Raw genomic sequence first — 11981 nt, forward strand, 5'->3', positions numbered from 1 at the left:
CGCGAACGGACGCCTGCGCTGCGCTGCATGAAGCTCAGTACGAGATGATCGCTCCGAGAATCCGGTCCGGCCTGGACGTAAAATCCCGGTAAATATCCGCCGCGTGAGGCAGAGACACTTGCGTCGTAATGAGCGAGCCCGCCGCTATACGCCCTTCCGACAAGAGGCGGATATATTCCCTCATATTGCGGCCTTCCGTCCATCTGACGAATCCGATCGGATAGTCGCGCCCCTCCCTTTCGTATTCCGCGTCGTACCTCCCCGGCCCACCAGCCCGGGAAATGACGACGTCCGCTTCCTTCTTGAACATTTGGCCGCGGCTGAAATCCATCGCCATATCCCCGACGATGACGATCTTCCCGCGATCGCGGATCCAATCGAAGCTGCGATCCAGCAGCTCCTTCTGCGGGCCGGAGGCGCAATGAAGGACGGCGTCCGCGCCGATAGGATTCGTCACGCCGCCAATGGCCTCCTCCACCTCCTGGAAGCTCGCGCATACCGTAATGCCTGCCAACTCCCGAAGCGTCTTCCGCCGCTCCTCGTACAAATCGATGGCGATCACCTTAACGGCGGCGGCATGGGCGATTCGGGCGATCAGCTGGCCGATGACGCCGAGACCGACGACGATCGCGCATTCGCCGAATACGAGACCCGACTGGCGCAAGCCGTGGATGGCAATCGCGCCAAGACCGGCGGCCGAAGCCTCCTTCAGGCAGACATGGTCGGGAACGGGGGCGATCAACTGCTTGGGCACCAGCAAATATTCCGAATGGTTCACGTACGGCGCGCCGTAGCAAGCGACCTGCTGGCCGACGCGAATATCCGTCACCCCGTCGCCGACCTCCGCCGCAATGCCGGACGCGCTGTACCCGAGCTTGCTTTGCGCCGCTCCGCTCCGATTGATGATCGTTAATTCCGTGCCGGGGCTTACCATGGAATAGCTGGTTTTCATGAGCACGTGATTCGGCTTGATGAGCGGCTTCTCGCTCTCGATAATTTGCACCTGTCGTTCGTAGGCTACGACGCTTTTCATCCTGCACCTCCATTTTCTTTTTGACAGACCTTTACGTTATGCACAACATCTAGTTGATAATTACATTCTAATAAACAAGAAAAACGCTGTTAACAATTAAGATTACCATATGACTGCATTATATCTAATTCATAACGGATGTTCAAGACATCGAAGGAATGAAGTCCGCGATAACAAAATACACCCCTTCGCTTGCCAAGTATAACGGCCGGCGAAAGGGCGTATTTCATTTGCATACCTCCAACAAATACCACTCATACTAAGGATAACTTATTTTGCCAAAAGGGGTTGTGCCTTTGTATCCTCGGATGCTTCAGCTCAAGGTGCCCATGGCGCAAGGCGTACTGATACGGTTATCCATGCTGTCTGCAACGGCAAATGCCGGAGGGGTACCAGGCGGTACTCCTCCGGCATCGTCATCGCTATGCCTCTTGCTCGAGCGATTTGCCCAGCGCATCCAGCATAGCATTCGTTCCATGCTCGCGGATCTCCGGCGTATCAAGCCCGTCGAAGAAGGCTCCTTGCTCGGTGAAGACCAGCTTCGTGCCGCCGTCGACCTTGATGAGCTCGACCGTCGTGATCGATACGGACATGCGCGTGTCGCCCGAATCCAGCGTGTAGCTGTAGACGATGCGCTGCTCCGGGACAATCTCCTGGTAGCACACGTCAAACGTGAAGACGGGCCCCTCCGGCGGACCTCCGCGGCTGTATTCGCGTCCTCCGACGCGGAATTCGAAAATTTCGGGCTTCGAGAACCATTTTTCTTTGGCAGCTTGATCGGCCCATGCTTGGTAGACCTTCGCAGGCGTTGCGGCGTAAGTCCGCTCTACAACGAAGGTGGCGTGTTTAACGAATCGTTCGGTCATTTGTTAGTCCTCCTTAAATTTCGATTATTCCTCTTCCCCGGCAAGAAAAGCGCCCAGTCCATCCAGACGGTGCTCCCAGCTTGTCCGACGCTCGACGACCAGCTTCTCGTGGCTCTTCTTCATCGCTTGCAAAAGCTCGGTGAAGTCTTCGACCGCCGGCGGCTCCTTCCCCTGCATCGACTTGGATACATGCTGAAGCTGGTCAAGGAGCGATTGCTGCAGCTTGATTTGTTCCTTGATCCGGGCGATTTGCAGGTTGACGATCTCCAGCGGGCTGAACTGTCCGTCGTTAAGAGCCGACTTGATCTCCTCCAGCGATAAGCCGAGTTCCTTCAGCGACAAAATCTGCTGCAGTCGCGACAGGTCGGCTTCATCGTACAGCCTGTGACCGGACTCCGTCTGGCCCGATGGCGCGAACAAGCCGATCTGATCGTAGAATCGCAACGTTCGCACGGTCAGCCCTGTCAGTCTGGCAAGGTCTCCCACCTTCCAATATCGTTTCATATGAAACTCCTTCGTTAGCGCTAACTGGTTACCGGTAGATAGCTTTATTATAAAAGATGACGTTACGTAAGGTGCAACCCAAAAAATTGATTTCCCTATAAAAAAATCAGATCCAGAAACGAATCGATCGGATCGGCCGGATCTCGCTTTCGAGATGCGTTTTACTGCAGGTTAGGATCGATTGAGGTCGGATGGTGATTTTCGCTAACTTCCTTGAAAAGCGTGCTTTCTTTTATAGTTGCTTCCGGTTTCAAGCCAAGTATACGTTCTAATTCTCCGATTGTAACCGGTTTGGCATGTCTCATTAATTCATATCCTACTTGACCATTAGGTTCTATTGTAGCGGTTTTAACATCGCTAATATTTTCAACACCTTTTTGTCTTAGGCGCATTTCAAGCTGGTCGACAGTCATACGAATGCCCCGAAGGTTCTTTTGCATGATTTGCCCGTTTTCAATAACGACCTTGGAGCTCCCACTCATAAGTTTTTCGAACCAATCGAATTTTTGTTGAAAATATTCAATTATGATTAATGAAATAATGAATACCGCCGCAGAGCCGATTGCTTTCCAAAGGTGATTATTGGCAATCGGCTGAACAATGGTCGTGCCAATCGAAATCATGATAACGGTCGTCGCTACACTCATCTGGGAGATCGATTTTCTTCCTGCTATACGCAAAAGGATCATTCCCGCTATGATCAGGACGGCGGATTTCCAAATCCAAGCTAAATCCATAGGTACTTACTCCTTTCATTAACCCCAATGCGGAGGAAAAAAAGCCATTAACCCCATTGCGGCAAAAACGCTTAGAACCAATGCTAAAAGCGGTCTCCTGTGGTGCAGTATAAGCATCGGAAACATGATCATGTCAAAAACAAGCGACCACCATAAATTCCATCCGCTATTATAGGTAATCTCATGAAAGAGGTATCCAATCCATTCGACCAAGATGTAAATAAGAATCCATTTTGAAATATGGATGAGCTTGCTTTTCAGCTTGGCTGGAAAATTTGAAAGGTAAAGCAAAGCAGAGCAAGGCATAATTACGAATAAATACAAAAGCTCATTTTGCTTGTCAAGCAGCAAAGAGGGTCTTGGATTCCAGAGAGCATCTTGTCCGTATAAAAATAAATACACGCAAGCACCTAAGGACATATAGAGCATGGTTGGGTAGTACTTTTTCCAATTTCTCCAATCTCCCCAACGCCATACAGCCAATATCGTCCAGAGACCTATTGCAACATGCAACTTATCCATCCACCTTTTTTCATAATTGAAGTCCTTTAGCTTCCGTAAAGGATTTTGCAGGGAAGTTTACCCAATTGTATTATCCGCCTTTATATGCGCCAGTATGCAACGACGTCGTACAAGTCCGGTGCCGCGACTAAATGACAAGAACCCGTTTGCCCGGCGCTGCTAGTTTTGTCCATAATAGCTTGACTCTTTTTCCAACATAATGCTACAACACATTATTACATGAAGATCTCGATTTTTGTTTTAAAGGCTTCCAATCCTTTTAAGCTATCATCGCCATGAACGTAATCGTTGATCGATCGCAAATCATTTGAAAGTCAACCAAATCAAGCGGTTTCCTCCTATCCTCTTTACCTTTTGAAGCAAATCAAGCTTACTGCAGGGGCCGACGTTCGGACAAAGATTTTTGTCTAAATATTTTTTTAGATCCGGTTTATAACTCGACAGAAATTCCGTAGCGAGCCTGATACAATCTAGTTAACTCTTAAAACAGTTTGGAGGGAATAGAATGGAAACTATTTTATTCTTTATCTTAAAACTTATGATGGTAGTCAAACGAGATATGGCCAAACAATCGGATACAAGTAAAACTGACTGTCTTGGAAGAGTCTATTCGTTCGAAGCGTACTTGGTTCAGAAGCAACCGACAACCGTCTTACCCGATAGGCAACAGAATACTATGATACCGCCGTCAGTTATCCCCATACAGAAAAGCACGCAGCGCAGCCCGCGTTCCGAATGGCAGATTTGGTGCGAGAATAATCGAATGTTATTCCAGAACTCCGCTTAACCGAACACGACACAATTAGTCGTTGGTGTAATGAAGTTAACCAGATCATTTGGGAGGGATAATAACCATGAAAACAATTCTTTTCTTATTATGGAATATTATGATAAGCATTAAACAAGTCGGTATTAAACTGTTTGATACGGTTACGGCATGTCTTGTTCTTATTTCTTCTTTTGAAGGGCATATGAGGATGAAACAAACGGCAGCCGCCTTGCCGAATAGGCAGATGCAAATTTACGATAAGCCGCTGCCATTCCTCTCTTTGCAGAAAGACTCGCAAAATCGCCCGCATACGAAATGGCAGATTCGATACGAGCACCATAAATTTTTGTTCCGGAGTTCCGCTTGAACGAGCGATAGTCATCTAAAATTCACTCTCCGTCTTCATGCGCCCCGATATCCTTCCCTTTCTCTATTCCGCTGAAATAACGCAGCCCTCGGGCTGTGTTATTTCGTCTCCTTTTATCCTTACGGATCGTATAGATGTATTCTCTGTTGCAATCCTTCTCCCATTTCTTTCGGCAGCTCCCTGACCTTGATATCCCTACCCAGGAAAAGCAGCCAATTGGTTATTTCGTCCAGCTCTTCCGAATGGCTAACTTTGATGTGCATTTTGAGAAGGGCTCTGGTTTGGAAAGGATCGATAAAGAAGATAGAAGCTTGTAAAGGATGGTACTTTTTGAACTGGGCAATCGCTTGGGGACCAAGCTCCAGGACAAGATTGATCGCTTCCTCCTGCTTGCTTAGCTTCTCCATTATCTTTTTTCGACTTAACCTCTTATTCGTGGAGTACGGTTCTACATCGGCGAGGTGATCGACGGAAAAAATTTGTCTTTTTTCCTCGTTTAAGTCAAAGCCTTCAATCAGCCAAAAGCTTTTTTCACGATAAAGGTGCAAGAGATAAATGGGATACGACTTTATTGCGTTCCCTTCTTTGACCGTGATCAATAAGCAGCTGTCCAATAGAAGGATTTGGATAAGCTTCTCTAGTATAGGATGGGGAAGGTCCGACAGCTCCAGCAGGTCCGGATTATTCGGGTTGGTCCCTTCAAACAGCAACATTTGATTTAAGAGAACTAAGTCATCTTGCTGGTTCTGCGAAATAAGTCCTAATAATTTCTCCGCCAACGACTGACGGCTCTTCAGATAAGGGAGCTGTTGATTTCTTGTGGCCATAAAGGCAATAAAGAGAGCCTTAATCTCATTATCGGTAAAACGAACGGTCGGCAGGACCGAATTATTCATGACAAAATAGCCCCCATCCCTGCCAACCTCGGCGACAAGCGGCATCCCCATGGCTTCGATTTCTCTGATATCCCTGATAGCGGTCGAACGGGAGATGTTAAATTCCCGCATGATTTCCGAAATGGTGAAGGATGCGCGGTTGTTGATATACCGCATGATGATATTGATCCGCTCCACTTTTTTCATCGCGGCCTCCTAAACAGTATCATTTTCTGACATGATTAAAGGCTATTATAAACTCAGCAAGCGAAAAGGAAAATCACTTTTAAAAAATTTTAGAAAAAGGATGGATGAAAAAATGGCAAACTATACCCTTGAAGAAAAAGAAAGCTTTACCGTTGTAGGAATGGGAACGGATCTGAAGAGCGATTATAACGACTACGCCGGCATCAACAAGGAGAAGCTGGACTTCTGGCAAGCGGTCAAACAAGATGGACGACTTGACGCTTTAAAGGCGGTAGCCGCAAATGACTACATTTTCGCCGTCAACGAAGCGGTGAATCAAAAGTTGATGCATTATGCCGGCGTCATGACGGATGCAACGTTGCCAGAAGCAACACGTGTCATTCAATTTCCTAAGGGAGAGTACCTCGTTGTCAAAGGGGAAGCCGCGTCGGCCGATGCGCTCAGCAATACGCTGACCGGAATCGCCTTCGGTCAAGTTCTGCCGGAAGCCAAAGACTTCGCCTATGTCGGCGGACCGAACGCGACGGTCGAGATGGGGCAGCGTGACGGTCAAGTATTCGGTGAAGTGTGGATTCCCGTTGTCAGGAAATAAACAGGATACTGGAGGAATGGTCATGTCCTACGCTGTAGATTTTAAGCAGATGTCCACGAGCGGTTTCGAATCTTCGCCTGTACAAGAAGCGCTGGCCGGATTACGCGCCAATGAAGCCCGCTACTTCATGAACAAATACAAACATGAATTTACGGTTACACCCGCTGCCGAAAGTCAGGAGACTCTTGCATACGTAAACCGGATTTTGAAGGAAGAACGGGGCATCGCATTGCGGCCAAACCTTTGGAAACGTCACGTTTTCAAGTGGAAAATATCCAGTGGGCCTTCGTCTTCTATGAAGATGGCCTAGCGGTCAACGTCATGTATACGGTGGATGACCCCAAGAAGCGCGCGGTTGGGTTTAAGCTCTCCGAGGGAATGGAAGTTCCCTTGGAGTTAGAAGGGAAGTTTAAGTTCGCCAGACAGAAGTCCAAGCTGGCTGGCACCATTCGCGGATCGTTTTTTGTGATTAAAGGGGAATATTAAGGAAGAGCAAAAACAGCACTTCTCTATAAAAATAGAGGGTGCTGTTCTTTTTTACTTAGGGTACGGTTCTCCGCACTGTCTGTATCGCTGTTATGCCAATATCCCCGCTTCAACCAGCTTCCAGACCCCTTCAAACTCTCTTTTCCTATCAATCAGTAACCACTTTTCAGCAAAGGCAGGCGAGGAAAACCAGGAGAATGCCAACAGAAGGGCATGTATAAGCCCGGTTGCGCATTCTCACGGTACCATTTTCGCAGCAGATTAATATGAGCCTGATGATAACGGCTATGGTCCGCCATATGCCACAATCCCCAGCGAATGGTCGCCCGCTTCTCATTGTCATGACCGAAGGTGACGACTTTATCGAGATCGGCATCCTTTAATTGCGTACAGGTCTCCTTCAGCATGGTTAACACGTCTTCATAATCAGACATCAGCGTGTTCAAGGATTGGCCCTGTACCATCGGAAGCCTGTTACTGGCATCGATCATGGGGCCGTGTCGTTCCTTTAGCGCCTGCGGAAGCGGCTCCCCTTTCATTCGATAGATCCAATTCAGATCCACATACAGGATATGCTTGATTAATTGTGCGGTACTATTCGAGTTATTCCGGGGACCCCTGTAATCCACTTCATCCTGCGACATGCCGGACGTGATTGCTTGCAGTCGCTGACTGTTTTCTTTCACCGCGGAATATAACATGCCGGCAATGGGCGACATACTGGCTTCTCCTTGTAGGTCGAACACCTTAGCGCTTCCTCCTTCCGCACCTTATCATTCAATCGGTGCCCTCATGCTTCAATGATTCCATTGATGCCTGATAGGTTTTTAATTTATTTTGAGCCCGCCGATACATCATATAATCAAATAAATTTGCTATACAGATCATACCGAGCACGATCAGTAAGATGGGCATGAACTCCCGCTTGCTCTCCATTTCGCTGCTTGTGATCATGTATAAGGCTGCCATTATAATCGTTGCAACGACCAATGCAATCAAGTTGTTCATAAAGAAGTACGTTCGGGCGTTGGCCATACGAATCGGGAGGATGGAGGTTAGCCATTCCGTAACGAGTCCGATAAGGAAGCCTACGCTTCCGCTCGCTAATACCGTCAAAACTTGATATTCGAACAGCATATCCGAATGGTCAAACAACTGTAGGATCACGCCGATGAAGAGACCTAGAAAAAACGATTTTACGCAATTTTCGAAATGAATTTTCTCCATGCCGGTTCTCCTATATGTTGAGTGTGTTCCTAAGCTTTTTTGAGAACATTTTTGATACTTCCAATTCTGCGTGATTATCCATTCGAAGGACGTATCGGGAGTTAAACCAAGGCACGATTTCTTTGACATGCAGCAAGTTAACGATCTGCGATTTATTGATTCGAATAAATCCTCTGGCTGCCCATAGGCTCTCGTAATATTGCAAGGTTTCTTTGATACTGTAAGGCTTGGACTTGGTGTGCGCCAGAAGACCGTCCGAACCCGCTTCTATATATATAACATCCCTTGGTTCAATAACCGCAAATTTATTATCGCTTAAGCCGGTAACCGTATTCGTAAAATGGAGGTCTCCCCGAGCGCCGGAAACGAGGAGCTTAATCACATCCATGTAATCGATCGCTTCAAATACAACGCAAAGCTTTTCTCTTGGGAGGTCAAATCCGCTCTCCACGAGCACCAAATCACTGTCCTGCTTGATATCGATTTGGTATTTCGATAATTCCTGCTTCAACTTCTCATATACTCTATTCGAACACAATAGTTGAACCATCAGGTGTCTCCCAATAACCGCATCGGAATGATTTATTCAACCTTCATTCTATCATAGATCATTCTTATTTTTACCAATTCTTCGATGCCCTTCTCCGCAAAATCAAGCGATCCGAAGTTAGCGACAAATAAGGTGTCCTTTTCTTCATCATATAAGACATAGGTGCCCGTAGCGCCGACGCCGCCATACACATCCGTCATGGAGCTTAACAGGAATGACAGCTCGCTGAAGTCGAAATACATCATGCCCATGCCGTAATAGATCCCTTTGTCATAGCGGTGATGAAAGGTCTTCATCTGTCCATACCCTTCATCGGAAAGCAAAGTCCCGTCTTCCAAAGCTTTCATGAACGCAAGCAAATCATCCATCGTGGTCACAACACCGCCGCCCGACCAGTCAACCGATAAAGCGTTCCTGCCGCTAAGATCAATGCCGTTCAGATAGATCCCGAGAATATCCGCCGGTTCATCCTGGTAGAACATTAAATAACTGTCGTCCATGTCCAGGGGCTCGAATATTCGTTCTTCCAGAATAGCCGAATACGGTTTCCCCTCGATCGCTTCCAGAATAAGGCCAAGCAAAATATATCCCGTATCCGAATAATAATATTGTTGCCCGGGACGCCCGACAGGATGCTGATTTTCTCGAGTAAATGCAATCAGCTCTTCCGGGGTGAAGGATAGCTCCGGGTTAGCCGCGATCATCTCTAATAAAGGCTTCCCGCTTGTTACCGGACCTTCAAAATAGTCGCCGATTCCCGATGTATGAGTCAGCAAGTGCCTCAACGTTACCTGATCGCTGTAATCCGTGCCGTCTATCACGAATAAACCCTCAAGAACGTCCGCATCCAGCCAGGAGTTTATTTTGTCGTCAAAGCTGATCCTACCTTCGTCAACTAACATGCCGTAGACAGCGGCACACATCGTCTTGCCGACGCTGGCTGCGTGATATTGACTGTCGGTTCGAGCCGGCTCATTCGAGGCGTGATTTTTCGTACCTACCGCAAATTGTTCGAAGTAACCGGTCTGGTCAGAAGAAATGGTCAATAACGCGCTGGATAGCGACTCGTTTTTTTCAAGTACATTTGTTAAATGCTGTTCGATTTTTTCCGTAACCTCTTCTTTCGAGATCGGCCTGTTGAGGTAGGCGAATACGCCAAATCCGATTCCAGCTAAAATGATGACGCCAACCGCGATTCGCATTCCTTTTTTCATATGAACCACCTTTCGCTTCATGCACATTTCATACATTAATCTAATCGGTGGTTTGAAATTAAGGAACGCTTTACAGCCATGTGGTCAATATTCGAGGGTATGACGACTTTTTTGGGGTTTATCGGTGTGCAACGGGCTTTACTCCATTTTACAAAATGACGCGACATCAATTTCAAGCGCTTTCCCTTCATCCGCTGCCCATATGCACGAGCTGCCAATCGTCATTCTGCTCCGCAATAATCTGGAATCCATGGCGCTGCCAGAACGAAACCGCTCCAGGCAAAAACCGGTGTGTATGCAAATAAGCCGCAAGATAGCCTGTTTCCTCGATGTATTGCAACGCTTTGCCGACAAGCTTCGTTCCTACTCCTTGCCTTCTATACCGATTATCGACATAACATTTGACGACCTCGGCAGCAGTGCCTGATGCATATAATCCTTGAATAGCCTGGAAGCGATCATCGAAAGGCACGATACCGATCGAACCTACGATGCCTGTTTGTTCGTACACCGCAATAAAAAATGCTCCGCCTGACGACGGCTCCATATAATTCGCCTCAAAGTTCATCAAATCCATAGGTATCACGTTAGGATCGAGCATCGGGAATACTTCTTTTCGCATGTTCATAACAAACTTCACAGTTTCCTCTTTTTCCTGTATGCCTACCCTGACAATTTCCAATCATCATTCTCCTTTTGTATGAACACAATGGCTATTAGACCCATCATCGAACAAATGAAAAACATCGATGAAAAGGAACTTGATTGTATCACAAATCCCATCACTAAACCGCCAAGAGCAAAGCCTAGATCATAGGAAGCAAGAAAAATACCAAGCAAGATATGCTTAGATTCTTTGGGAATAGCAAAGGACAAATACGTAACAATCGTTGGGTAAAGCAAGGCTGTAGCCAACCCGTTAAAGATGGCCGACACATAGATGAAGCCGCCGATCAGCGGCAGCAATCCCAATAAGATTGTTCCAATAATCAAGCTCATGAATACGAGTGACATAAATGTCGGATACCACTTCCCGTCAGAAGGGATCGATCGTCGAAGCAAGAACCGGCTCAGCACCACAACAAGAGCCTGAACAAATAAATACAGTGCCGCATTCCCATCGCCTGTCGTCACCATATACAGCGGCAAAAAGGTTGAAATCGCACCAAAAATACATGCGCCGATGAGCATGACAATAACAGAAACCAGTAAACTTCGTTGTCGACAAGCAACCATAAAAGCGGCAATCATCTCGCGGAAAGTAAATGTACCTTTATCCACTGTCGTTGCTGGCAGTGGAGCGCCATATAACAAGAAAAGCGGCAACACAGCCAAAACTCCGATCAGAAGCAGGATATAGGAATAGTCATAGGGGTTCCAAAGCAGGAGAGCCAACGCAGGTCCATACAAGCTCGGCAGCACAGAAGATAAAGAATACATAGACAAGCCTTGTCCTCGATCTTCCTCTCTCAATATATCAGCCACACCGATTTGCATACACATCGAGAAGAATGCCGTCACGATCCCTTGAAGTGCACGGACGATATATAAGCTCTCCACACCTAACCAAACGTATATAAGCAAGGCTAGCGCATGACCTGCTAAGAGCCATTTCATGATCGTTAAGACGCTATACTTGGCAATCATTTGACCTGCCCAGGGACGCAGGATCATACAGAATAACATGTACAGTCCCATCATGATGCCAATTTCACCTTCCCTGAGGCCATGCTCCGCTGCCTGTAAAGGGAAAATGACAGTCAAGACTGAATTGGCTGTAAAAAATAGAAGCGCTAGTGCATACATCTGAAGCATTTCTCTAGAGAGCGGACCTGTTTTTATGATACATACAACCTTTCCTTTACCAAGACTGGATCGATACAACGATGAATTCTATCATAGGCTCCCTCCATCTTACAATGGGCTATCTGCATTCCTATTTAGATACTTGAGTCTTGCAAAAATATTGCCGTCAAATCGTGTTACTTAAACTCAGAAGCTTAGAACCTTTGTCGGAGAGAGGAACAGAAGA

Annotated in this window: 14 protein-coding genes and 1 pseudogene; 3 read left to right on the forward strand and 12 right to left on the reverse strand. The window is 47.0% G+C overall.

Annotated elements, in window-relative coordinates:
* Positions 1-34: 34 nt before the first annotated feature.
* The 5 genes from IDH41_RS17460 to IDH41_RS17480 all read right to left on the reverse strand — a co-directional run bounded on the left by IDH41_RS17460 (position 35) and on the right by IDH41_RS17480 (position 3662).
* Entirely contained in the window at positions 35-1033 is a 999-nt protein-coding gene (locus IDH41_RS17460) for a zinc-dependent alcohol dehydrogenase (RefSeq protein WP_190863236.1), read from the reverse strand.
* Positions 1034-1455: 422 nt separating this feature from the next.
* On the reverse strand, positions 1456-1899 hold the full coding sequence (locus tag IDH41_RS17465) for an SRPBCC family protein (RefSeq protein ID WP_190863238.1): 444 nt from the start codon (positions 1897-1899) through the stop codon (positions 1456-1458).
* A 24-nt stretch (positions 1900-1923) separates the two neighbouring features.
* Positions 1924-2403 (reverse strand): MerR family transcriptional regulator, encoded by a 480-nt coding sequence (locus IDH41_RS17470; RefSeq protein WP_190863239.1) that lies wholly within the window; start codon positions 2401-2403, stop codon positions 1924-1926.
* Positions 2404-2564: 161 nt separating this feature from the next.
* Positions 2565-3140, reverse strand: coding sequence for a DUF421 domain-containing protein (locus IDH41_RS17475; RefSeq protein WP_190863241.1), 576 nt, complete (start codon positions 3138-3140; stop codon positions 2565-2567).
* Between the two features lie 18 nt (positions 3141-3158).
* Positions 3159-3662: a CBO0543 family protein gene (locus tag IDH41_RS17480; protein ID WP_190863243.1), complete on the reverse strand. Its 504-nt coding sequence runs from the start codon at positions 3660-3662 to the stop codon at positions 3159-3161.
* An 854-nt stretch (positions 3663-4516) separates the two neighbouring features.
* On the opposite strand from IDH41_RS17480, the gene IDH41_RS17485 reads away from it, so the two are divergent.
* Positions 4517-4798, forward strand: a complete 282-nt coding sequence (locus IDH41_RS17485) for a hypothetical protein (RefSeq protein WP_190863245.1) — start codon at positions 4517-4519, stop codon at positions 4796-4798.
* 119 nt (positions 4799-4917) lie between these two features.
* On the opposite strand, the gene IDH41_RS17490 is transcribed toward IDH41_RS17485, so the two are convergent.
* Positions 4918-5880, reverse strand: coding sequence for a helix-turn-helix transcriptional regulator (locus tag IDH41_RS17490; protein ID WP_190863247.1), 963 nt, complete (start codon positions 5878-5880; stop codon positions 4918-4920).
* Between the two features lie 112 nt (positions 5881-5992).
* Here IDH41_RS17490 and IDH41_RS17495 point away from each other — a divergent pair, with 112 nt between their 5' ends.
* Together IDH41_RS17495 and IDH41_RS17500 are read left to right on the forward strand one after the other, a co-directional pair.
* Entirely contained in the window at positions 5993-6472 is a 480-nt protein-coding gene (locus tag IDH41_RS17495) for a GyrI-like domain-containing protein (protein ID WP_190863248.1), read from the forward strand.
* Positions 6473-6494: 22 nt separating this feature from the next.
* Positions 6495-6958, forward strand: a pseudogene (locus IDH41_RS17500) (phage tail protein).
* A gap of 152 nt (positions 6959-7110) precedes the next feature.
* Here IDH41_RS17500 and IDH41_RS17505 read toward each other — a convergent pair.
* The 6 genes from IDH41_RS17505 to cntE form a co-directional block, all read right to left on the reverse strand.
* Positions 7111-7677, reverse strand: coding sequence for a DinB family protein (locus IDH41_RS17505; protein ID WP_190863270.1), 567 nt, complete (start codon positions 7675-7677; stop codon positions 7111-7113).
* A 58-nt stretch (positions 7678-7735) separates the two neighbouring features.
* Complete coding sequence (locus IDH41_RS17510) at positions 7736-8185, reverse strand: hypothetical protein (protein WP_190863250.1); 450 nt, start codon at positions 8183-8185, stop codon at positions 7736-7738.
* A 10-nt stretch (positions 8186-8195) separates the two neighbouring features.
* Entirely contained in the window at positions 8196-8735 is a 540-nt protein-coding gene (locus IDH41_RS17515; protein ID WP_190863252.1) for a LytTR family DNA-binding domain-containing protein, read from the reverse strand.
* A gap of 32 nt (positions 8736-8767) precedes the next feature.
* Positions 8768-9949, reverse strand: coding sequence for a serine hydrolase domain-containing protein (locus IDH41_RS17520; RefSeq protein ID WP_190863253.1), 1182 nt, complete (start codon positions 9947-9949; stop codon positions 8768-8770).
* A gap of 187 nt (positions 9950-10136) precedes the next feature.
* Entirely contained in the window at positions 10137-10631 is a 495-nt protein-coding gene (locus IDH41_RS17525; RefSeq protein ID WP_223829806.1) for a GNAT family N-acetyltransferase, read from the reverse strand.
* Positions 10613-11833 (reverse strand): staphylopine family metallophore export MFS transporter CntE, encoded by a 1221-nt coding sequence (cntE, locus tag IDH41_RS17530; RefSeq protein ID WP_397328129.1) that lies wholly within the window; start codon positions 11831-11833, stop codon positions 10613-10615. Before cntE ends, IDH41_RS17525 begins: the two co-directional genes overlap by 19 nt.
* Positions 11834-11981: the final 148 nt, after the last annotated feature.

The sequence above is a fragment of the Paenibacillus arenilitoris genome (assembly GCF_014705655.1).
In the GTDB taxonomy this organism is placed as follows: Bacteria; Bacillota; Bacilli; order Paenibacillales; family Paenibacillaceae; genus Pristimantibacillus; species Pristimantibacillus arenilitoris.

Bases quoted from the DNA above. Each gene is read 5' to 3' on its own strand.
- IDH41_RS17475 (WP_190863241.1), bottom strand. From the start codon at position 3,140: ATGGATTTAGCTTGGATTTGGAAATCCGCCGTCCTGATCATAGCGGGA.
- IDH41_RS17480 (WP_190863243.1), bottom strand. From the start codon at position 3,662: ATGGATAAGTTGCATGTTGCAATAGGTCTCTGGACGATATTGGCTGTA.
- IDH41_RS17495 (WP_190863248.1), top strand. From the start codon at position 5,993: ATGGCAAACTATACCCTTGAAGAAAAAGAAAGCTTTACCGTTGTAGGA.
- IDH41_RS17470 (WP_190863239.1), bottom strand. From the start codon at position 2,403: ATGAAACGATATTGGAAGGTGGGAGACCTTGCCAGACTGACAGGGCTG.
- IDH41_RS17515 (WP_190863252.1), bottom strand. From the start codon at position 8,735: ATGGTTCAACTATTGTGTTCGAATAGAGTATATGAGAAGTTGAAGCAG.
- IDH41_RS17485 (WP_190863245.1), top strand. From the start codon at position 4,517: ATGAAAACAATTCTTTTCTTATTATGGAATATTATGATAAGCATTAAA.
- IDH41_RS17460 (WP_190863236.1), bottom strand. From the start codon at position 1,033: ATGAAAAGCGTCGTAGCCTACGAACGACAGGTGCAAATTATCGAGAGC.
- IDH41_RS17465 (WP_190863238.1), bottom strand. From the start codon at position 1,899: ATGACCGAACGATTCGTTAAACACGCCACCTTCGTTGTAGAGCGGACT.
- IDH41_RS17505 (WP_190863270.1), bottom strand. From the start codon at position 7,677: ATGTCGCCCATTGCCGGCATGTTATATTCCGCGGTGAAAGAAAACAGT.
- IDH41_RS17520 (WP_190863253.1), bottom strand. From the start codon at position 9,949: ATGAAAAAAGGAATGCGAATCGCGGTTGGCGTCATCATTTTAGCTGGA.
- IDH41_RS17490 (WP_190863247.1), bottom strand. From the start codon at position 5,880: ATGAAAAAAGTGGAGCGGATCAATATCATCATGCGGTATATCAACAAC.
- IDH41_RS17510 (WP_190863250.1), bottom strand. From the start codon at position 8,185: ATGGAGAAAATTCATTTCGAAAATTGCGTAAAATCGTTTTTTCTAGGT.